Genomic DNA, 20,841 nt, shown 5'->3' on the forward strand with positions numbered 1-20,841 from the left:
GCCTGCACGGCGGAGACGCGGGGCTGGACGACCTGTTCGTCACCGTGCGCCGGGTGGACGTCGCGTCCGGCGCGGCGGGTCGGGGGGAAGCGCCGCCGCACCCGCCGTTCATCCGTCTCCTTCGTCCCCCGCCGGGGTGAAGGACAAGGGTGTAGATTCGTGCCCACACAGATCACGGCACCTTGGCGGGCTCTCCCAAAACATCGAAAACATCAATCAATCGTGATCTCCAGACTCAGCCGCCACCCATGCTCGTGGGTGGCGGCTGAGCCGTTTTCACCAATGCTGTCCTGAACCACTTCCCGTTGCTGGGAAATCGGGATACCGCACCCATCAAATCCGTGAACCACCCGCTCAGCCCGCGTTCAGATCCTATCGGAGAGCGATAATGGCCAGGCGAACGCCACAACTGCCCACCCCTCCGCGATTTCCCACCGCGGCACGCGTTCACGAGCTGTACGAGGGACTGCTGGCCCGCCCGAACGTGGCCGGATGCTTCGTCGGCCAGAAGCGCATGGGCAATCGGTATGGCTCGGAAGTGGGCGTCGTAGCCGTCGTCCACGAGAAGGTTCCCCGTGATGAGCTTGGCGCGGACGAGATGATTCCTGGTGCGCTGGAATGGCGGCGCAATTCCCGGGAGCAGGTGTCGGTGGTGACCGACGTCCAGCCGATTTCGGACGCCGGATTCCAGGCGGGTCCGTTCGCCGGCCCTGGAGACGCGTTGGCGCGCGTGACGTTCCCCAACCGCCCGGGCCAGGTGGTCGTGAGCACGGTGGGGGTTGCCCTGCGACACCCAAAGTTCGGGGCAGTGATCACCACCGCCGGACATGCTTTGCAGGGTGGGCCGGGGACGGTGACGTACCGGCCGGGGCATGCGCCCGAGGTCCTTCTTCAGAACGTGGGTGAAGACGGCGCACGCGTCGACATCACCGGTGAAGTCGTCCGATCGGTGCGCGTAGAAGAAGCCGATTACGCGCTGATCGTCCCCACCGACGGCACGCCTATCCGCAACCTGTACCACGATATCGACAGCCTGGGCGGATTGTTCGTGCCCCAGCCCGATGACGTCGGCAAGCGGTTTTTCGCGCTTTCACCCCAGGGTGTGAAAGACACCCGGCTCCGGGGTGTCTTTGGCGTGCTCACCATCGAGGGATTCACGCTCCGGGACCTGTTGATCACGGACATGGTCACCCAGGCCGGGGACTCGGGCTGTGCCCTGATCGACGCGTCGTTCCGTGTGTGTGGACTGCTGGTCGGTTTCGCCGTCGTGGACGGCGTGCGTCGCTCCGTCTTCATGTCGGCGTTCTGGGCGCTGAGCATGGAAGGCGCGGAGATTTTCTAATTCTGGAGGCGTACATGTGGACATTGCCAAAGACTGGAGCGGCGGCGCTCGCCGCGGCATTGCTCGCCACGCCGGCATGGAGCCAGACGTGCTCGCCCCCATTGGTGGTGCTGACGGCGGGGGAGAGCAGCGCAGTTCCAGGGGGGCATACGCGCGTGGATCTCATGGACGCGCAGGGCAACGTGGTTGCCGGTTTTACGCCACCGACCGTGGCGGGGACCGCATGGACTCCCACTCAGCAGCAGGTGGGCGACCTGGCCGCGGCGCGCCGGGCGGCGGGGGAAAATCCAGTTTTCCTCCGGTGGTCCGGTTCGTCGACAGCCGCGGCGTGTACGCAGTCCTTTCAGGTGCCGCGGCCGCAGACCGGAGAAGGTCCGGAAACGCCCGTGCTGCAGGTGCGTACGCTCGCCGCGCCGGACGCCGGCGCGCCCGCGGCCGAAACCGCCTGGAACGAGGGAGAATGCCGCCGGGCGGCGGAGCGCTGGGCCCGGGAGATCCGAAGCGACCTGGGTTCCGACGACTTCACGCAGATCGTCTTCTTGGAAGACCGCGGTGTCTGTCACCGCAACCGGGACTACGGCGTGACGGGCGATCCCATTTACGTGGGCGTCTTTACCGACGAGAAGGATGCGTGGGACGGGGTGGGCGTCACCTATGACCCCTGCTCCATCGAACCAGCCGCTCCCCTGGTCCTGGTGAACGACAAGGCGTCGGTGCTCGGCGGCTTTCAGTCGCTGGTTCCGCAGTGGACACTGCGGCCGTACCCGCCTCGTACGTGCTTCAACACCCAAGTCACCGTTACCGTCGCGGGCAACGTGGGCGGAAAAGCCTTACCGCGCGGACGGTCGTGGACCAGTCCGAGCTGTACCGGGCCACGCTGCACCTGGGGACGCTGTTCACCACGTTGCACAACCGGAGCTTTGGGCTTCGTCCGGATGGCGAGGACCAGCGGATCTACTCCAAGGGGCCCACGGACCGCGGGCCGGAGTACTATGCAGCGGTGGTTCTGTACGGGCTGCCGCACTACATCCCCAGCCTGTTCGGAGGCGACCGCTACCGCGGCCGGGACGTGGTGCGTGACCATTCGCTGGCGGACCGCATTGGCGGTGTCGTGGGCGTGGGCCTCAGCGATCCCCGCAAGCAGTTCGTCCTCGGGCTCGCTTTCGAGGCGCTCGCGGGGGTAAACGTGACGGGCACGTGGAACTTCGCGCGTGTCAACAGCCTCGCGGAGGTTGAGGAAGGCGCGGTGTTCACGGGCGCCGAATCGGAGATCCCGCAGCGTCAGGAGTGGGAGAACGAATTCGTGCTGGGCGTCTCGCTTGATCTGCGGTACGTCGCCGCGCTGACGAAGCGGTAGCGTCGCCGTGCCGTCTGGCGCGGGGTGTGAACGGGCGGTAGTCTCCGACACATCCGGAGGCTGCCGCCCGCTTTCCATCTGGCTGAAGATGAACATCCTGGTCCTGAACGTCGGCTCGTCCTCGCTCAAGTTTCAGCTCGTGGACACGGATGCGGACCGCATCGGGGCCGACACCGACCGCCGCCTGGCCCGCGGGCAGATCGAGCGCATCGGCGGCACGGCCATCTGGAGCTTTCGCGCGGGCGACGGGCCGGCCACCAAGGGCACCACGCCCCTCAAGGACCACCGCGCGGCCGTGGAGTACCTGCTGGCGTGGCTGGTGAGCGACGAATCGGACGTGGAGATCCACTCCCTGGCCGACATCGGCGCCGTGGGGCACCGCATCGTCCACGGCGGCGAAAAGTTCGTGCGCTCCGTGGCCATCGACGAGCAGGTGATGCGCGGCATCGAGGAGACCATCGAGCTGGCGCCCCTGCACAACCCCGCCAACCTCAACGGCGTGAACGCCGTCCGCACGGTGCTGGGACCCGCCGTGCCGCAGGTGGCCGTCTTTGACACGGCGTTTCACCACACGCTGCCGGAGCGGGCGTTCCTGTACGCCATCCCCTACTCGCTCTACCGGCGCCACCGGGTGCGGCGCTACGGCTTTCACGGCACGTCGCACCGGTACGTGAGCTACCGCTGGCGGCAGATCACGGGCACCCCGCGCGAGCAGGAAAGGATCATCACCCTGCACCTGGGCAACGGGTGCAGCGCCTGCGCCATCGTGGGCGGCGAATCCATCGACACGTCCATGGGCTTCACGCCCCTGGAGGGCCTGGTGATGGGCACCCGCTCCGGCGACCTGGACCCCGCCCTGCTGGACTACATCGCCGAGAAGGAGGGCCTGTCCCTGAGCGGCGTGGAGACGCTGCTCAACAAGCAGAGCGGGCTGCTGGGCATCAGCGGACTGACGAACGACATGCGCGAGCTGCTGGCCGAGGCCGAGGAGCACGACGACCGGCGGGCGTGGCTGGCCATCGAGATCTTTTGCTACCGGGTGCGCAAGTACGTGGGCGCGTACCTGGCGGCCATGGGCGGGGCGGATGCCATCTGCTTCGCGGGCGGCATCGGCGAGAACGCGCCGGCCATCCGCAGCATGATCTGCGAAGGGCTGGAGTGGGCGGGCATTCGCGTGGACGAGGCCCTGAACCGCGGCCTGCCCGGTGGCGAGGGCCGCATCAGCCCCGAAGGCGCCACGCCCGCCGTGTGGGTGATCCCCACGGACGAGGAGCTGCTCATTGCCCGGGACACCTTTCGGGTCACGCACGGAATGGAGACGCGGTACTGAACGGCGGTACGAAGGTACGAAGGTACGAAGGTACGAGTGCGGCCTCTCCGGGTAACGGGGAGGCCGCGCGATTTGTGACGGTGCCTGTTCGGTTGACATCGTGGACAACGCGTGCTGCACGTATCGCGCCGAATGCGTCACTGTGGACTTGTGCTCCCGCGCTGTTGCAACCACTTTCCGTGTCCCGTCCTTGCTGGCCTTTGGACTCTCCCCGCCATGAATCTGTTCGCCGACGCCGTCCGCGTATCCGCGGCGCACCTCCCTGGCCGCTCGTCATGCGCCACGTTTGACCTTGCCTTGCTCAGTGTACGCCGATGAAGCACCAGAGCCTGACGATCATTGCCGGTATGGTCCTGGCGCTCGGCGCGGGGATGGCACTTCCCCGCGCCGGGCGGTCCGCCGACGTGATGGAGACGCTGCGACGCGCCCAGCGGGAGCGCGTCTTCGTCGCGCGGTTGTCGATGGAGATGGACTACCACACCTGCACGCGCGATCCGGCGTTCGCCGACAGCCTCGTGCCGCGCGAGACGTGCGCGGAACCGACCGACCCGGACATTTCACTGGATGAGCTGGAAGCAGCCGGGGAAAGCCTGGATCCCGATTCGCTGCGGGCGTCGGCCATCGCGGCGGCATTCTGGCCCAGGCACGGGCAAAAATCCCTGGATGCGGCGATCGAACGGCTCTCCAGGGCGCGCGAGCTTGCACCGACCGATGTATCCATCCTGGTGGATCTTTCCGCACTGCATCTTGTGCGCGAGGAGCATGCACAGAACGGAAAGGACATCGCTCAGGCGCTTGACTATGCCCTTGCGGCCCTGCAGCTCGAACCTGGCAACCAGCCCGCGCTCTTCAACGCTGCACTGGCGACGCAGATGTCTTTTCTCCGGGAAGGCGCAGAGAAGGCGTGGGACGCCTACCTTGCCGTCGACTCCGCCTCGGATTGGGCAAAGGAGGCAAAGCGCTGGCGTGACGCGCTCATCGCCGCTGACTCGATACGTCCATGGCCACCGAACGCGTCTTCGTCCGTAGCGGAGGTGAACGCATTCGCCCGACACCATGCACAGCGGGCGCGTGAGCTTGGGTGGGAGACGGTACTCGGGGACTGGGGCAAAGCCGTGCTGGATGGGGAGGTTGCACGCGCTGACGCAATGCTCGCGTTTGCGGAGCGGCTGGGAACCGCGCTTACGTCACAGGACGGCGATCCCTCGTTGTCCGATGCTGTCCGCGCGATCCATGCGGAACGTGCAAATCCGTTCGCCGCTCGCGGCTTGGCACGCGCACATCACGCCTATGCTGCTGGCCGGGTCTTGTTTGAGGTCGCGGAGTGGCAGATGGCGCTCGATTCGTTCGCGTTGGTGCTGCGGATGCATCCAGGCTCGCGCCCATTGCTTGAGTGGGCTCGGGCGGAGCACGCGGCAGCGATGTCCCTGACTAAGCGCGTCGACGAGGCGAAGCGCACTCTCCGATTTTTGATCGCTACGACGGACTCTGCCCGCAATCCAGCGCTGCTGGCGCGCATGCATTGGGCTTTGGGGCGCACGCTCCCCACACCGGATTCCACCGCCACGCGGCTCGAGCATTTCAGCGCCGCCGCAGCAATGTATGCGCGTCTTCACGAGTGGGAATCGTACGGAGCAACACGTGGGATGGAGTCGTGGGCGGCCTATGATTCCGGCGATACGGTGCAGGCGTACCGGATGATGTTCGAGATCTTGCGGGCCGTGCGTCCGTATCGGGAATCCACACGGCTGCACAACGCGCTCGTGGAAACGGCGTTCCTCGTGAGCAAGGACGGAATGCCCCTGGCTGCTCAGCGAATTCAGGACGAGGATTACTCCGTCGCCATGCGTGTACGGAATCCGACCGTTCCCCCGGAAGCGCTGATTGCCAGGGCACGCATTCGGATGCTTGCGGGTCTGGCCGAGCAGGCGGCTCAGGACCTGGATGCCGCCGAGCCTCTGGTCGGGGATCTGAAGGAGGGGCAGCGCGCGAAGGATCTGAGGGAACAGATGTGGTATTCCCGAATGATCCTTACGCCCCCAGAGAACACAGCGCTGGCCGCCGCGGCATTGGATTCGGCGAAGGCATATTTCGCGAGAACCAACTCCGCGTGGCCGCTCCTGATGCTCGAACACCGGGTCGCGCTTCGTCTGAAGGCGGGAGATCTGGAGGGGGCGGAGGCCGATCTGGACAGCCTTACGGCACGCGTGCGGAGAATTCCCGAAACTCCGGGCGAATTCCATCAGCGTGCCGCTGTCATCGAGCGCGTGCGAGACCGCTATGACGAGCTCGTCATGAGCTACGTCCGGGTACGGCAGCCGCTCTGCGCCCTGCTGGCGCTGGATCGGGGGCGGCTCTCGTTTGGCGAGGCCAGCGATCGAGAGGCGTGCCGGAGCGGCTGGATCGCCCCCGCGCCCGGGAAGGTGGTACTAGAATACGCACTCATCGACAGCACTCTGCTTACGTGGGTAGCCACGCGTGATTCCATTACCCTCAAAGAGCAGCGGCTGAACGGACAGGATCTGCTGCGCACCATTGCCCGCGTAGACCAGGCGCTGGAGCGCGGCACGCGGGTCGATGTCGCCAATACTGACCTTCGGCACCTGTATGATGTGCTGATCCGACCGGTGCAGGACCACATTCCCACAGGCGAGCCAGAGTTGGTGATTGTGGCGGATGGCGAGATCGCCGGCGTGCCTTTCGCCGCCCTGATCGACACGCCTGCAGACCTGTCCCCCCACTTCCTGGTGGAGGGGTACCCCGTCCGGTTCGCGGCCACTCTGGCCGATGCGGCGCCGGTCACCGACTTGCTTCGGACGGACGGACCGACCCTGCTGGTTGCCAACCCGGATTTCGACCAGCAGAGCAACCGCGGGCTGGACCGGCTGACGGGCGCAGTTGGGGAGGTAGATTCACTGGGCATGGTGTATGGCGACACCCTTTTGCTCATGGATTCCAACGCGACGGTCGAAGCCTTCCGGAAGCTAGCGCCTCGTGCCCGGGTGATCCATTACGCCGGCCACGCGATGTTCGACAACAGCCGGCCGGAACGGTCGTTCCTGCTGATGGCCGGAGCGAGCGCATCTGGCCGCCTTACGGCCGACTCGCTGGGTGGAATGAACCTGGACGGGGTGCAGCTGGTGGTGCTGTCCGCATGTCAGACGCTGCGGGGACGGCAGGGACGGTCCGGTGGCTTCGCAGGTCTCTCGGGGGCGCTGCTCAACGCTGGTGTGGATGGAGTGGTGGGCAGCTTGTGGCTGGTGAACGATCGGAACGTGCAGCCGCTGATGCTCACCTTTCATCGGCAGTACGATTCCGTTCCGGATGCCGCGCGCGCCCTGCGCAGGGCGCAACGTGACCGCATCCGCGCCGGCTCGCCGCCGTCGGCTTGGGCCGGCTTCCGCTTCATGGGAAGATGAGCCGCCAGGAGCGTACGAAGTAATCGCGCAAAGCGAAGCGCCGCGGAGGAGCACAGGGCTCGTCTCCGCGGCGCTTCGCCAAGCCGCGCCCAAAGGTCCGCCCAACCGCGGGCCATCGCAGTCAGCTCGCGATGGCGTTCATCAACGTCTCCAAGTCCGTCGTCAGCGTGGGCCAGTTGGGCGTTTCATCGCCAGCGACTGCCCTTTCGATGCGACCCACCGCCTGATGCCCCTCCGGGACGTCGCGCGTGAGCCGCTCCGCGCGTGCAAGCATGGCACGCGTGTCGCCGGATCGAAAGAACCGCACGTCACGGTAGTGAGCAGCCAGCAGCGCGGCTTCCGTCCACCCGCCCAGTTGCAGGTAGGCCGGATCGAGCTGCGCTGTCAGACGCCCATATGCTTGCTCAAGCAGCGGGGGAAGCGCCGCCGAGTCACCAGCCTGATTTGCGATCTGCCGAAGCGGGTTGCTGGGGACGTCCGCCACGCCTGAGCGCGCGAGCAGGTCTTCCGCCAAATGCTTGATCTCCGCGGGATCCCCTGCCCGGATGGCAAGCGTGAGATCCACGAGTCGTGCGCCTGACTGCACGGCCCGGGTGTTTTGCTCACGCTCCGTGTCCCCCCGCTCCGGGGTCCATGGCACATGGTCCGTCCAACCCTCCGGCAGACCCTGGCCGAGGCTTTGGGCCATGGCAACCGGACTGCCTGCGGCGGGCGTGCGGCCGGGCGCGACGAAGATTACCAACGCGGCGAGCCCCGCGAGGACCGCCGGAACGATCACCCGCGAGGCTCCCCAGCGCCGCCGCCTGCCCGTGACCGACGGGGGCAGCGTTTCCCGGGCGGGCAGCTTCACCTGCTCGCCGGCCTTCTGTGCCCGCGCGGCGGCTTCTTCCTCCTCCATCTCACGCAGGACGGCCGCAGTCTTGGCGAAGACGTGAAAGTCTTCGTCCGCAGTGGCCAGGTAGGCCAGGAGCTCGTCGCGCTCCGGCCCCTCCAGCCGACCCTCGAGCAGCGCGGCCAGCCGCTCGTCGTCGTGCCTGGGCTCCTTCACCAGTTACCTCCGGCTTTGAGTGCACACCGGATTGGAGGGACAGGTCCCATGAAAAGTCTCAAATGGAAGGTCACGGGTCCTCCCGGTCCAGGAACGACCCCCCGGAGATGCCTTCGCGCTCCAGGAGCTCCAGCAGGCGCTGCTTGAGCCTGGGAATACGGCGGTACAGCGGTTTTTGATCCACGTTGAGCGCGCGGGCCACGTCCGCCGCGGAGCAGCCTTCCTGGAAGTACAGGCGCACGATGTTCTGCTCCTCCGGCGAAAGCTGCTGCAGGACGCGCTGTACCCGGCGCCGGAGGTCGTCGTGGCGGGCCTGGGCTTCGGCGGCGGCCACGCGGTCGTCGGCCCGCGCGGCGTCGGCCGACTCCAGCACGGCATCCGACGAAACCTCGCGGGGCCGCAGCGGGTCGCGGTCCGGGATCTGGGCCAGCAGCCGGGCCAGCTCCGTGTCGGACAGGGTGGTGAGCCCCTCGGTGCGCAGCTTTTCGCCCGCCTGCGCGAGCGAGTAGCCGTCGTGGTGAACCAGCCGCTCCAGCTCGTCCGCCGGGGGGCCCAGGCGCTCGGCCGCGGCGGACGGGCGCCACCGGCCCCGCTGCTCGCGCAGGTACGCAAAGAGCTGGCGCGTGACCACGGTGGTCAGGTACGTCTTGATCCCCGACTCGCCGCGGAACTTCCGGATGACGGCGTACTCGTTCTCGATCAGCCGGATCTTGAGCCAGGTGACGAAGTCCTCGGCGTCGGCCCCCTGGATGCCGCTGTTGCGGCACAGCTTGAAGGCGACCTTCCCGAGATACTCGAGGTGTTCTACGAGAATGGCCTCAGGGTTCAACTGGTCGAGCATCCGGGGCCGGGGGCGGAGGAACGAGCCGGGATCTGGTAACACACCGCGCAAAAATACCCCTCTGGAGCACCCGCATCAATACGGCCACCGTGGAAACCAAGGATTGGATCCAGTCTGCTGCGAAAACTGGAATCAGTCGTCCCACCAATGTGTTCGCGGACGGGAAGCATACGGCTCCCGCCATCGCACGGACGGGTTCCGGCGAGGACCGCGGTTTCACCCCTTGATGAACTGGATGCACCCATGGCCTTCACGCTCCGCATCACCTTCTCGGGACTGTGCCTGTTCGTCCCGGAACCCGTCGCCGACGGCACCGGCCGCATGCACGTGCTGATGCCGGGCATGTTCGGGCACCACCACCACAGCTGCGAGGACCGTCACGTACCCGTGCTCGTGTACGACGTGGGCTACACGCAGCCGTCGGGTTCGCTGCTGGGCGTGCCGGCCCTCGCCCGGCTCACGGGTCACACGCTGTCGCTGGGCCAGGGCGACACGGCGTCCACGTCGCTGTGCAGCCAGATCTTGGACCTGGCGGAGATCACCGGCCGCCCGGTGGATCCCGACCACCTGGGTGCGGACACCAAGAAGAAGCTGGTGTCGCGGATCACGCTGGCCGAGGGCGGGATCACGCGGGTGTCTCCAGGGGTGTGCTGGGAGATGCGGCCGGGCGAGTTTCGCCCCATTGCCAACAAGGTGGAGTGGGAGATTCCGGACTTTCCGGGAGATTCCATCACGTTCATGGCCCAGCCCATGGAGGGTGGCATGGCGAAGGAGTTGGGCACCCTGTACCCCCGCGAGGGTCTGCTGAGCGTGCAGGTGCTGCACGAGACGCCTCAGGACCTGCCGCCGGAGCCGCGGACGCAGGACCACGTGCCCATGCCCATGCCGGGCGACCCGCCCAAGCACTTCTCCGCCTTCTACGGCCTGTTCGGCGGGCCGGTGGCCAATGTGATGCCGCGGTACTGGGGCGCCCTTGCCGATTGCCCGCCGTACGCCAGCGACTGCCCGGAGATTCCCCCGGGCATGGGCAACATCGTCATCAACTGCCTCGTGGCCGGTGCCACGGGCGGCGGGACGGGCGGGGGCACCGGCGGCGGCAGCGGCACCTGATCCATCGAGGCACATCCACACGCCGCCGCCCGCGCGGGCGGCGGCGGTCCTCACTCCCGTTCACCAGGAGCACGCCCATGGCCCGTGCCATGTCCCTCCACATCGGCGTCAACGTCCCCGCCGGGCGCATGAATGCGCGTCCACTCAATCATAGCGAGGACTTCGCCTGGAAGATGGCCGTGCTGGCCAACCAGGCCGGGTACGCTTCCATGACGGTGCTGCGCAACCAGACCGCCACGCGCCAAGCCGTCCAAAACGCGCTCACGGAGGCCGCCGAGCTGCTCGGCACCGGCGATTCGCTGCTCGTCACCTTCTCGGGTCACGGGACGCAGGAGCACGACGTGAACCAGGACGAGCGGGGGGGCGTCGACGAGGGATGGTGTCTCGCCGACGGGGTGCTGCTGGATGACGAGCTGGCTGGCTACTGGACACGGTTCAGCTCCGGCGTGCGCATCGTCGTGGTTTCGGAAAGCTGCCACAGCGGCGGGATTGACCGCGACGACGAGGATGATCCGTCGCGTCCGCAACACACGCCGCATACGGCGCCTCCCGTGTATCGAGGCGAGGAACCGGTGATGGACTACTCGCGGACGTGCACGGGCGCGCCGCGCAGCAACTCGCGGGACATCCGCGCGGATGTGCTGCTGCTGACCGCCTGCAGAAAGGAAGAAGAGGCCGTCGAGGGTATCTTTTCGGGCGTGCTGCTGGACCTCTGGGCCGACGGCACGTTCCAGGGCAACTACTGCGAGCTGTACCAGCGCCTTCATCACTGCGTGAGCAGCCGGGCCGGGCATCACCCGGAGATCATGCTGCTCGGCGCCGGGAACCCCGCCTTTCCGCTGGAGCCCGCCTTCCGCGTGGCCGGGCACGGTCCTCGGTACCGCGACGCCTACGGCTACGGCTACGGAGGCGATTCCGGATACCCTGCCGGTGACGGGTACCGCGGCGGTGGCGGCTACGGCCCTGGGTACCGCGGCGGTGACGAGTACCGCGACGACGACGGTTGCCGTGGCGGCCGCGGCTTCCCCGGCGACGGTCATCGCGGCGGCGGATACCGTTCCTGAGCGCGAACCGTTCCGCGCGATTCCAACAAGACTCCCGCATTCCGGCTTCCCCGCGGCGCGTTCCGGCGCCGCGGTGGGGCGCGGCGTGCCCCCGAACACCAACCTGGACGGAGAGACAGGTCATGCGAGATCCCCTCAAGGTGCTGTTCCTGGCGGCGGACCCCTTCAGGAACAAGGCGCGGCTGGAGCTGGGCGAGGAGATGCGGGCGATCGACGAGGCCATCCAGCGGGGCCGCGCCCGCGACGGCGTGGAGCTCGTCTCCCACTTCGCCACGCGCACCCGCGACCTGCAGTACGCCCTGCTGCGGCACGAGCCGCACATTGTCCATTTTGCCGGGCACGGGGGGCAGGCCGGTGTCATCTACCTGGGCGACGAGCACGGCCAGCCCCGCCCGGTGCCGGCGGACGCCCTGGGCAGCCTGTTCGGCATCCTGGACGGCGAGGTCAAGGCCGTGGTCCTGAACGCCTGCCACACGCTGCCCGTGGTGGAGGCGCTGAGCCAGGTGGTGGACCACGCCATCGGCACCAACCGCCCCATCACGGACCAGAGCGCCATCGAGTTCTCCGCCGCGTTCTATGGCGCGCTCGCCTTTGGCCGTGGCGTTCGGCAGGCGTTCGCGCTGGCGGTCAACCAGCTCCAGCTGGACGGCCGCGGCGACGCCGACGTCCCCGTGCTGCGCAGCCGCGACGGCGCCGGCGCCGCGGATCCTCCGCTGCTTTCCGCGCCGGCGGCGGTGCGGGGACCGGCCGCCGGCGAACCTTCCACGGACCAGACCGTTCGCGTCCGTGAGCTGCACGCCGCGGACTACGAGGTGGTGGCGGAGGAGCATTACGGCTCCGTCCCCGCGGGTGGGCGATCCAGGAACCAGACCGTGGAGATGGACGTGGTGCGGGGCGGAAAGGTGCGCGTCACCGGCACCCGCACGGGGCTCGATCAACCCTCCCAGGATTAACGGCGGACGATTCCATCAACCCGATCCGGCATCACCGTCATGAACGAGCACGGGATCCTGTACATGATCTGGCGGGGCAACACCGGCGTTGGCTGGGTGATCACCCTGCTGCTGCTGGCCCTGGGCGCGGCGGCCGCGTGGGTCGCCCTGCGGCATGCGCGGCGGTACCACGTGGAGGAGCGGAGTGCCCTCGGCAGCGTGCGAGCCGCCCTGGAGGAGGTGCACACCCGGGAGCGGCCGGCGACCGGGCCGGCGAATCCGTCCGGAAAGGCGGGGGACCCTCCGGGCTCTCGTCCCCTCCTCGTGTCCCTGGACACCCTGCGAAAGCGCGCGCCGGCCACTTCCATCATCGGCGAACGGCTGACGGAGCTCGCGCGGATGAAGCAGGCCCGCGTCCGCGTGACGGTGGACGCGCTGCAGCAGCTGACCATGATGCGCGAGAATTCCCGCCCGGGACTCGCGTTTCCGGGCTATGCCGTGGACCTGTGCACCATGATCGGCATGCTGGGCACCTTCATTGGACTGTGCATGATGCTGATGCGGATGGACGGCGTGGCTTCGGGAGGAGTGACTTCCGCGACCGGGTTCGCGGAGGCCGCCAACAGCCTGGGCGCCATCATCGCCAGCAAGAAGACGGCGTTCGTCACCACGCTCGTGGGGCTTTCCTGCGCCATCATCGTGTCGATGCTGAACTTTCTGCTCGCCCGTGCGCAGTCCCGGTTCTACGACGAGCTGGAGCGGTTCACGGCGGCCGAGCTGCTTCCCGCCACGGTCCCGGCCGAGGAGGACGAGACGATGATGGAAAAGCTGTCCCTGCAGTTCGCCGAGTCGTTCGAGAAGCTGAGTGACATCGCCCGCCTCCAGGAGCGGAACGGCGACCTGCAGAACGGGATCCTGGAGGCGTTCACCCGGACGGTGGAGAGTATTCGCTCGCTGGCGCTGGACGCCGCCGCGCGCGGACCCGACGCGGAGGCGGGCGGCGCCCTGGCCGCCCTCGTCAAGCAGGTGGCCGACAGCAACGCCGCGCTCGCCGGCCGGATGGAAGAAGCCTTCCGGACGCGGCACCGCCCACAGGAATGGCAGCCGTCCCGGTCGGGTGGCTGGGGTGCGCTGGGCGGCCAGCTGGGCGGTCTGCTGTCGGACTTCGTGGGCCAGCTGCGCCAGAACCCGGCCCTGGCCGTGGGTGGCGTGGGCGCGGCCGTGGTGCTGGCCGTCATCATCTGGTAGGGGAAAAGGAGACGTCGATGAGCACAGCCCCCGCCACCTCCGCGCTGCACACGCGGATCAACTACTGGCCGGCGATGATCGACATGCTCACGTCGCTGCTGATGTTCTTTCTGCTCATCTACTTCGTGGAGCAGAACTTCAGCTCGGCGAGCGCGCAGCTGGCCATCGCACAGCAGCGGCAGGCGCGCTTCACGGCCGAGCTGCAGCGCGAGTTCAAGCGCGAGATCGACGCCGGCCAGGTCGCCCACACCGCGAAGTTCCAGCTCCTGCAGATCCGGTTTGGCGAGGGCGTGCTCTTTCGTCCGGGTGAGCACGAGCTGCTTCCGCAGGGACGCCGCCTGCTGGGACGGCTGGCGGCGGTGTTCGGGCGCCTGGACGAGCACGGCGTCCAGCTCTACGACCAGATCCAGGTCGAGGGACACACGGACAACGTGCCGGCCCGGCGCGGCTACTATCCGCACGACAACTGGGAGCTGTCCACGGCGCGGGCCACCTCCGTGCTGCGCTACCTCACCCGCGGTGCCAGGCAGCCGCTGGAGGACGACCGCATGTCCGTGAACGGATACGCCGACAACCGGCCCGTGAGCACCGATCGCGACCTGAACCGCCGCATCGAGATCCGCATCTACTTCTCCGGCGCCGCGACGGCGGCGGCTCGGCCGTGAGCGCGGGTACGAGCGCCGGCGTTCCGGCGCTGCAGCTGCGGCGTGCCCTGCTTCGCCACGAGCACGGCCGCGTCTCCGCCCACCGGCTGGGAGAGATGCTGCGCACGGAGCACCGGCGCCTTGCCGCGGCCTTCGACGGGGTGGAGGACGGCGTCGTGCGGCGGCACGCGCCCGGGCTGCTGCGGGAGTACGAGGCGGTGAGCGTACGGGCCGACGACGCCCTGGGCACGAACCGGCTGCGGGATGCCCTGCGCGAGCTGCTCCGGGCGCGCGAGCTCCTGGCCTCCATGCGCGACCTGGTGCGGGCGGCCCATGACATCGAGGCGGGTGCGGACCGGCTGGAGGAGCTGGCCCGGCTGGCCGGAGTGGCGCGGCTGCGGGCGCTTCCCTGCCTCGACGCTCCCGCCCGCGTGCTGGCGGCGGCCCGCGAACGCGTGCGGGACGGGCGGTTCGTGCACGCCGGGCACCTCGCCCGCGCCTGCGGGCGGCAGACGGATGCGCTCGTCGTCCAGGAATCGGCGGCCCGGCGGGCAGACGCGCCGGATCTCTCGCTCGAGTCCCTGCGTGCCCTGTGCGAAGCAACGCGCCCCCTCGCGCACCCGGCCCCGGACGACCCCGCGGCGGACGGGAGCCTGGAGGTCCTCCACGCCCTCGCGGCGGACGGCTTCATCTGCTTGGCCGAGCGGATGGCGCAGGAGCTGGGTGCACTGCTGGCGCCGCGCGCCCGGCTTTACGAGGAGCTGGCGCGGTTCGCGGAGTGGGAGCGGGCCGGCGTCCTGGCCCGCCTGCGCGACGGGCTGTCCCAGGTCCCGGCCGACCAGCGGTGGGATGCCGCGGCCCGCATCCTCTGGCGCGAGCGGCTCCAGGAGGACGCGCGGCGGCTTCGCGAGCAGGGCGAGCGCCGGGCCGGCGCACCCTTCGACACCCCGTCCGCGGGAGCACGGCGCCCCGACGAAGCACCGATCCGTCCCGGTCTCTGAGCGATCTCACGTCACCCCCCTTACCCGCGGGATACGTCACATGAGCAACCTCACCTTTGAATCCGGCCTCCTTCAGGACCACGAGGCGGAGCCCCTGGAGGGACACGCCGTCGTGGTCTTCGAGCGCGTCGGCGATGCCGGCGAACGGTTCCACACCGTGCTTCGGCCGGGTGATCCCCCGATGAAGCGTGAACCGCGCGTCACGTCGCTCTTTCGCAAGCCGGCCGAGTACATCGCCTTTGCCGTGAACCTGGCCCCCGAGCAGAGCGACCACTTCGTGGAACCGGTGCGGCTTGCGGACGGCCTGCACGACATCCACGTCAGCTTCGGCCTCACGTTCGACGTCGTGGCGCCCGAGACCCTCGCCGCGCATCACCGGACCGACCCCCTGATCCACCTTCGGGACAAGGTCAGGCGGACGTTCCTGGGCGAGATCGCGCACCTGGACTGGACGGTGGTAAAGACCCGTTTCCGGGAGGCCGCGGGCACGCTGGTGGCGCGACACATGGCAGAGCTGCAGCGGTTCGCGGGCAAGTTCGGCCTGGTCCTCCGGTCCGTGGGAATGAGCCCGCGGATCTCCCGTGACCTGCTCGCCCTGGAGGAGGCGGCGGAAAAGGCCGCCGAGGCCCAGCGGCAGCTCGAGATGGAAACGGCGCGCAAGCTGGACGAAGCCGCCGCGGCGCAGCGCGTGGAGCTGGAGCGGATCCGCCTGGAGCGGGAGAAACTGGGCTTCCAGGAAAGCCTCACGGCCGACGAGCTGGCCGCCGCCCACCGGGCGGACGTGCAAAAGGTGCAGCAGCGAGAGGTGCTGGTGACCGCCGAGGGAAGCGTCACGGCCCGGGAGGAGGCCCTGCGGCATGCGCAGGAGCTGGAGAACATCCGCCAGGAACGGCGGCGAATCGTGGAACAGGAGCTCGTGGCGGCGGAGCAGGAAGCCAGCCGGGTGCGCCTGCAGCGGGAAAAGCTGGAGCTCAACGGGAGCCTGGCGACGCTGGAGGAGTCCGCGCGTCTGGCCGCGGCGGAGCGCGACCACCGGCTCCGAATGCACGAGCTCCGGCAGCAGAGGGAAGCCCTCGAGCTCGAGTCGGGCGTGGAAACCCTCAAGCTCCAGTCGGCAGTCAGGACTCGCCAGGCCGAAGCCGTGATGGAAGTCATCGGGAACGTGGCCGTGAACACCAAGACCGCGCGCGAGGCCCGCGAAGCGGCCATCATGGGCCTGGAGGTCGCGCGCATGCTCCGCGGCGGGGCACCCGAGGAGGGGGGCGCGGGCCCTGGAGTGGCACCGCCGCTCGTGGGCCTGCTCGCGGACCCGGTCGCCGCACACGCGCTCCCGGCCGGCGAGCCCCTGATCCCGCTGCTGGGCGAGGTCGTTCTCCGCACCCGCGCGGCGGCCGATGACGGGCAGCTGAACCGGCTCCGTGGCGCGCTCCTGCACCTGCTGGGCGAGGTGGTGGGCAACGGCCGAAAGCCCGCCGACTTCGCGGAGCTCGCCCGTCAGGCCATCCGGGCACTGGATCCGCACCCCGACGGCGAGACGCTGACCGCCCTGGAGCGCCTGGCGGATCCGCAGCACCTCCGCGCCGCGCTGGCCGCGTAACACGGACGGCGGAGCGGGCACGTTCTCCTCCGCCATTACCTTCCGCACGGAACGCACGATGTCCGAAATGGAGACCGCCGTCGCCGCCGAGCCCGTTGCCGGCGCGGAGACCGCCACGCCCGACCTCTCCGCCGCCGATCCCGGTGTGTCGCCGGCAGAGCCCGTGTCCGAGGGCGCGACGGACGAGACGGTGCAGGGACGATCCGGCGAAGAACCGGGCGCTCGCCAGTCGCTGAAGGTGGGCAGCGCGGTCGACACCACGATCAAGCAGGCCGAGACGCTGATCGAGTCGCTGCACGTGGCGGTGGCACAGCAGACCCGACAGGCCGTGCGGCTCTTTACCTGCGCGGAAGGCAGGTCCCTCACCCAGGCGCAGGAAGAGGCGAGCGCCCCGCGCATCCTGAGCTCCGAGACGGAGATCGACGAGCTGGTGACATACCTGGAGGAGCGTCGCGTGCTTCTCCTGGTGGGGGACCGCGGCGCGCGCAAGGTGTCCACCGCCGTGTTCCTGGGAATGCGCCTGCGCCAGCGCGGAAGCTGTCGCGCCAGCACCGTGCTGGTGAGCTCGCTGGACCGCCAGGTGCGCATCGACGCGCAGCACCTGGCCGAGAAGGACCCCCTCGTGAACGGGCGCCTGGTGATCTTTCGCCGGCCGTTCGGGCGCGCCGATCGCGCGCTTGCCAAGCTGCTGGAGGAGACGGATCGCTCGGGCTGGGAGCAGCTGGAGGATGCCCTGCGCGAGCAGCGGGCGTACGTGGTGTTCACGGCCGATCCCGATGACGCGCGCCGGTTCCACAAGCATCCCGCCGCCGGCGAGCATGCGCGGGAGCTTCGCCCGCACCCGCGCGCCCTGCGTGAGGCGGAGCTGGAGCGGAAGCTCGAGAGCGTGGCGGGGGGCGACGCGCAGCCTGGGCTGGTGGCGGCGCTTTCGGCCGGGCGCGACGTGCTGCTGTCGTCGTTTCGCCATGCCCCGTCGCTCCTGGAGTTCATCGACTTCTACGTGGACCAGGGCCGGCCGGAGCTGGAGTTGGGCGAAGCCGTAGCGCGGTTCAACGACACCAGCACGTGGCTTCTCCAGGAGCTGGAGGACGACTTCGAGGGATGGAGCTTTGCGTTCACCCTGGTGCTCGCGCACGCGGTGCGGGGCGCGCAGGGGGTTCCGTGGATGGACTTTGACCGGCTTCACCGGCGCGTGAGGCAGTGGCTTCGCCGCGACATGAACCAGCGTGCCCCCTCCGCCGCCTGGGACACGGCGGACGATGCATCGGAGCTGCACCCCGCGTTCTCGGAGGCAACGCTGCTCAAGCGGTGCCGGGCAGAGGTGGTAAAGGACCCGGGAACGCTGGTGGACGTCATCCGTTTCCAGGACGGCACGCCGGCGGACCGGCTGTGGAACGTTCTCCTGGCCCGGCACCGGCGCGCGCTGACCACCGTGCTGCCCGGGCTGCGCGACATGGCCGAGAGCGGCGAAGCGGACCTTCGCTCCCTGCGCGTACTGGCTGCCCAGGTCATCGGCCGCATCGGCGAGGTGGACCCGCACCGCGTGGTGCTCCCCACCATGGAGCGGTGGGTACATGCCCCGGACCAGCGGCACCTGATGGCGGTCGGCGCACTGTGCGAGGGTGTGCTGGGCAGCGAGCGCGAGGAGTACCGGCGCGTGTGTCTGCGCAAGCTCAGGGAGGCCGAAGCCGCGCCCGCCCCGCGCGACGCGGCCGCCGAGCAGTGGCTGATGGCCGCCATCGGCGCGTACTCGTGGATCGGGGACCACGAGCTCGACGCGGCCATGGACGCGCTGGAGGCGATCGCGCGCCGCCACCTCATCCCCATGATCGGCGACCTGCAGGAGTTCGCGCGGGAGATCGACGACGTGGAGCTCGCCCTCAAGGACAGCGAGTCCGGCGACGGGAGCGATCCGCTGCGCCTGTGGCACGCCGTGCTGCGCGCCATGATGGCCCACATCTACCAGAAGGATGCAAAGATCCTCATGGCGGTGCAGCGATCACTCGTGTCCCTGTGCCTGACCGCGGGACCCATTCCCGTATTCGTGGAGCTGCGGCGGTGGATCGGGAACACGGGGTGGAAGATGGGCGTTCTCGTCGCGCTCATGTTCCTGCACGACCGGGGAATTGCCCGCCGCCTCAAGCAGTCCCGCGTGGACGTGGGGGCGGGCATGGACGGGGCCCGCGTGAGCTGCAACCCGCTCGTGCTCTGGATCGCTGCGGGGGAGGACGAAGTCAAGGAAACGGCAGCGTTTCTCGGCGCCATCTACAAGAGCCTGAAGACCCCGTTCGCCGTGGACGTGCGCCTGCACCGTTCGTTCGAGGAGAGCCTGCAGGGGCACTTGCTGGACTGGGTGCGCGATGCCCTGCCCGTTCCGGAGTACGTGGAGTCCATGCGGATGCTCTTTCGAGCCCTGGTTCAAACGCACGGCGGCGTCCTGCGGCCGCCGCTCGACGACCTTCTCTCCCGCCGAGAGTTCCGGCAGGCCGACGACTACCGCCTGCGCGAGTTCGCCGCGTCCGTGCAGGCATGATTCCCCGCCACCGCCGTGCGGACGCCGGGGTGAATGGATGAAAGACGAACGGCGCGGGGGAGACGCGAGCCTCCTCCGCGCCGTTTCGCGCGCCGTCCATCCGCCGGGCGCGATCAGTCCCCGCGGCGAGCCTCGATGCGGGCCACGGCCTCGGCGGCCAGGGTGCGCAGGAACACCATCTCGTCCTCGGTGAACGAGCGCTGCTCCAGCCCCACCACGCACAGGTTGCCCAGCACGAACCCGCGCGACGAGATGAGCGGCACGCCGGCGTAGCAGCGCACGCCGTCCTGCACCACCAGCGGGTTGGTGGCGTGGTACGGGTGGGTGGCGGCGTTCTCCACCACGAACGGCTCGCGCGTGCGCACGGAGGTGGCGCAGAACGACCACTCCACGGGGTGCCCGCGCGTGTCGCCCAGCCACAGCCCGTCAATGCCGTGCGCCGCGGCCACGTGCAGCGCCTCGTCCAGCACCACGCTCACGAGCGACACGGGCAGCCCCAGCCCGTCGGCGGCGCGCGCGGCCACGTCCTGCAGGATGGGATCGACGTCGGCCTCCAGCAGGTCCAGCTCCACGATCTCGGCGAGCCGGTCGGCGTCGAACAGCGGATCGTTCGCGGTCATCCCTGGCCTCCGTCGCTGAGGGCGAGCGAGCGGGACGCCAGCCGGGTGTAGGTGCGCATGCGGATCTCGATGGATCGTGCCACGGCCACGCAGGGCCCGCCCTGCGACGAGAGCGCCTGGAGGGCACGGGCGAGCGGCTCCGGGCCGTCCACGGCGCCCGGCGCCAGCCCGGCCTCGCGGCAGGCCCGGGCCCAGTGCTCCGCGCCCCGCTCGGGGCCAAACACGCGCTGCAGGGCCGCGCGCGCGTCGGCCTCGGTGGGCGCGCGGTAGTCGTTGTATCCCGTGATGCCGGGAGCGGACGGGGGTGACAGCATGGTGTATGCGGATGGATGGATCGGCGATGATGGTGGATGATACCCGGTACGGGGCGCGTCCGCCAATCGGATCTGGTGCATCCCTGGGGGTATCGGCCGATGGGCCGCGGCCTTGATCCGCCGATCCGGGTCTTCTCCCGGCCTCCGGGCAATGGGCAATCCCGGCTCTGGCCGGTGTGGCAGCCTCTGGGCGAGCGCCCCCTCCGGGCTCGCGGAGCTCGCCCACCTCCCCCAAAAACCCCTGGGGGAGGTCAACATCATCGCCGATCCGCCGATCCGCCGATCCGCCGATCCGCCGATCCGCCGCATCCGCCGATCCGCCGCATCCGCCGCATCCGCCGCATCCGCCGCATCCGCCGCATCCGCCGCATCCGCCGCATCCGCCGCATCCGCCGCATCCGCCGCATCCGCCGCATCCGCCGCATCCGCCGCATCCGCCGC

Annotated in this window: 17 protein-coding genes; 12 read left to right on the forward strand and 5 right to left on the reverse strand. The window is 69.1% G+C overall.

Features of this window, described 5'->3' with window-relative positions; translation table 11 throughout:
- Positions 1 to 388 precede the first annotated feature (388 nt).
- The 4 genes from VFZ20_RS30820 (at position 389) to VFZ20_RS30835 (ending at position 7,448) form a co-directional block, all read left to right on the forward strand.
- Positions 389 to 1,342, forward strand: coding sequence for a hypothetical protein (locus tag VFZ20_RS30820; RefSeq protein WP_329687812.1), 954 nt, complete (start codon positions 389 to 391; stop codon positions 1,340 to 1,342).
- An 847-nt stretch (positions 1,343 to 2,189) separates the two neighbouring features.
- Positions 2,190 to 2,699 (forward strand): hypothetical protein, encoded by a 510-nt coding sequence (locus tag VFZ20_RS30825; protein WP_329687813.1) that lies wholly within the window; start codon positions 2,190 to 2,192, stop codon positions 2,697 to 2,699.
- A gap of 88 nt (positions 2,700 to 2,787) precedes the next feature.
- Entirely contained in the window at positions 2,788 to 4,029 is a 1,242-nt protein-coding gene (locus VFZ20_RS30830; RefSeq protein ID WP_329687814.1) for an acetate kinase, read from the forward strand.
- Positions 4,030 to 4,343: 314 nt separating this feature from the next.
- On the forward strand, positions 4,344 to 7,448 hold the full coding sequence (locus VFZ20_RS30835; RefSeq protein ID WP_329687815.1) for a CHAT domain-containing protein: 3,105 nt from the start codon (positions 4,344 to 4,346) through the stop codon (positions 7,446 to 7,448).
- Between the two features lie 121 nt (positions 7,449 to 7,569).
- On the opposite strand, the gene VFZ20_RS30840 is transcribed toward VFZ20_RS30835, so the two are convergent.
- On the reverse strand, positions 7,570 to 8,496 hold the full coding sequence (locus tag VFZ20_RS30840; protein WP_329687816.1) for a hypothetical protein: 927 nt from the start codon (positions 8,494 to 8,496) through the stop codon (positions 7,570 to 7,572).
- Positions 8,497 to 8,566: 70 nt separating this feature from the next.
- Positions 8,567 to 9,337 carry a sigma-70 family RNA polymerase sigma factor gene (locus tag VFZ20_RS30845; protein WP_329687817.1) on the reverse strand — a complete coding sequence of 257 codons (771 nt, stop codon included), beginning with the start codon at positions 9,335 to 9,337 and terminating at the stop codon, positions 8,567 to 8,569.
- Between the two features lie 243 nt (positions 9,338 to 9,580).
- Between VFZ20_RS30845 and VFZ20_RS30850 the strand changes: the two genes are divergently transcribed.
- The 8 genes from VFZ20_RS30850 to VFZ20_RS30885 all read left to right on the forward strand — a co-directional run bounded on the left by VFZ20_RS30850 (position 9,581) and on the right by VFZ20_RS30885 (position 19,466).
- Positions 9,581 to 10,447 (forward strand): hypothetical protein, encoded by an 867-nt coding sequence (locus VFZ20_RS30850; protein WP_329687818.1) that lies wholly within the window; start codon positions 9,581 to 9,583, stop codon positions 10,445 to 10,447.
- 77 nt (positions 10,448 to 10,524) lie between these two features.
- Positions 10,525 to 11,511 carry a caspase family protein gene (locus VFZ20_RS30855; RefSeq protein WP_329687819.1) on the forward strand — a complete coding sequence of 329 codons (987 nt, stop codon included), beginning with the start codon at positions 10,525 to 10,527 and terminating at the stop codon, positions 11,509 to 11,511.
- 122 nt (positions 11,512 to 11,633) lie between these two features.
- The gene (locus VFZ20_RS30860) at positions 11,634 to 12,464 is read left to right on the forward strand and encodes a CHAT domain-containing protein (protein ID WP_329687820.1); all 831 of its coding nucleotides are present in this window, start codon (positions 11,634 to 11,636) and stop codon (positions 12,462 to 12,464) included.
- Positions 12,465 to 12,503: 39 nt separating this feature from the next.
- Positions 12,504 to 13,691, forward strand: coding sequence for a MotA/TolQ/ExbB proton channel family protein (locus VFZ20_RS30865; protein ID WP_329687821.1), 1,188 nt, complete (start codon positions 12,504 to 12,506; stop codon positions 13,689 to 13,691).
- Positions 13,692 to 13,708: 17 nt separating this feature from the next.
- Positions 13,709 to 14,356 carry an OmpA/MotB family protein gene (locus VFZ20_RS30870; protein ID WP_329687822.1) on the forward strand — a complete coding sequence of 216 codons (648 nt, stop codon included), beginning with the start codon at positions 13,709 to 13,711 and terminating at the stop codon, positions 14,354 to 14,356.
- Positions 14,353 to 15,336, forward strand: coding sequence for a hypothetical protein (locus VFZ20_RS30875; RefSeq protein WP_329687823.1), 984 nt, complete (start codon positions 14,353 to 14,355; stop codon positions 15,334 to 15,336). The genes VFZ20_RS30870 and VFZ20_RS30875 overlap by 4 nt, the downstream gene beginning before the upstream one ends.
- 40 nt (positions 15,337 to 15,376) lie before the next feature.
- Positions 15,377 to 16,933 carry a hypothetical protein gene (locus tag VFZ20_RS30880; RefSeq protein WP_329687824.1) on the forward strand — a complete coding sequence of 519 codons (1,557 nt, stop codon included), beginning with the start codon at positions 15,377 to 15,379 and terminating at the stop codon, positions 16,931 to 16,933.
- Between the two features lie 58 nt (positions 16,934 to 16,991).
- Positions 16,992 to 19,466, forward strand: coding sequence for a hypothetical protein (locus tag VFZ20_RS30885; protein ID WP_329687825.1), 2,475 nt, complete (start codon positions 16,992 to 16,994; stop codon positions 19,464 to 19,466).
- A 113-nt stretch (positions 19,467 to 19,579) separates the two neighbouring features.
- On the opposite strand, the gene VFZ20_RS30890 is transcribed toward VFZ20_RS30885, so the two are convergent.
- From VFZ20_RS30890 to VFZ20_RS30900, 3 genes are all read right to left on the reverse strand, one after another.
- Positions 19,580 to 20,086, reverse strand: coding sequence for a GAF domain-containing protein (locus VFZ20_RS30890; RefSeq protein WP_329687826.1), 507 nt, complete (start codon positions 20,084 to 20,086; stop codon positions 19,580 to 19,582).
- Positions 20,083 to 20,400, reverse strand: coding sequence for a hypothetical protein (locus VFZ20_RS30895; RefSeq protein WP_329687827.1), 318 nt, complete (start codon positions 20,398 to 20,400; stop codon positions 20,083 to 20,085). Before VFZ20_RS30895 ends, VFZ20_RS30890 begins: the two co-directional genes overlap by 4 nt.
- A 257-nt stretch (positions 20,401 to 20,657) precedes the next feature.
- A partial coding sequence (locus VFZ20_RS30900) for a hypothetical protein (RefSeq protein WP_329687828.1) occupies positions 20,658 to 20,841 on the reverse strand: 184 nt, incomplete at its 5' end.

The organism is Longimicrobium sp. (assembly GCF_036280135.1).
In the GTDB taxonomy this organism is placed as follows: Bacteria; Gemmatimonadota; Gemmatimonadetes; order Longimicrobiales; family Longimicrobiaceae; genus Longimicrobium.

Excerpts from the sequence above, each read along its gene's own strand:
- VFZ20_RS30845 (WP_329687817.1), bottom strand. The coding sequence starts at position 9,337 with ATGCTCGACCAGTTGAACCCTGAGGCCATTCTCGTAGAACACCTCGAG.
- VFZ20_RS30850 (WP_329687818.1), top strand. The coding sequence starts at position 9,581 with ATGGCCTTCACGCTCCGCATCACCTTCTCGGGACTGTGCCTGTTCGTC.
- VFZ20_RS30895 (WP_329687827.1), bottom strand. The coding sequence starts at position 20,400 with ATGCTGTCACCCCCGTCCGCTCCCGGCATCACGGGATACAACGACTAC.
- VFZ20_RS30890 (WP_329687826.1), bottom strand. The coding sequence starts at position 20,086 with ATGACCGCGAACGATCCGCTGTTCGACGCCGACCGGCTCGCCGAGATC.
- VFZ20_RS30830 (WP_329687814.1), top strand. The coding sequence starts at position 2,788 with ATGAACATCCTGGTCCTGAACGTCGGCTCGTCCTCGCTCAAGTTTCAG.
- VFZ20_RS30860 (WP_329687820.1), top strand. The coding sequence starts at position 11,634 with ATGCGAGATCCCCTCAAGGTGCTGTTCCTGGCGGCGGACCCCTTCAGG.
- VFZ20_RS30820 (WP_329687812.1), top strand. The coding sequence starts at position 389 with ATGGCCAGGCGAACGCCACAACTGCCCACCCCTCCGCGATTTCCCACC.
- VFZ20_RS30880 (WP_329687824.1), top strand. The coding sequence starts at position 15,377 with ATGAGCAACCTCACCTTTGAATCCGGCCTCCTTCAGGACCACGAGGCG.
- VFZ20_RS30870 (WP_329687822.1), top strand. The coding sequence starts at position 13,709 with ATGAGCACAGCCCCCGCCACCTCCGCGCTGCACACGCGGATCAACTAC.
- VFZ20_RS30865 (WP_329687821.1), top strand. The coding sequence starts at position 12,504 with ATGAACGAGCACGGGATCCTGTACATGATCTGGCGGGGCAACACCGGC.
- VFZ20_RS30885 (WP_329687825.1), top strand. The coding sequence starts at position 16,992 with ATGTCCGAAATGGAGACCGCCGTCGCCGCCGAGCCCGTTGCCGGCGCG.
- VFZ20_RS30855 (WP_329687819.1), top strand. The coding sequence starts at position 10,525 with ATGGCCCGTGCCATGTCCCTCCACATCGGCGTCAACGTCCCCGCCGGG.
- VFZ20_RS30835 (WP_329687815.1), top strand. The coding sequence starts at position 4,344 with ATGAAGCACCAGAGCCTGACGATCATTGCCGGTATGGTCCTGGCGCTC.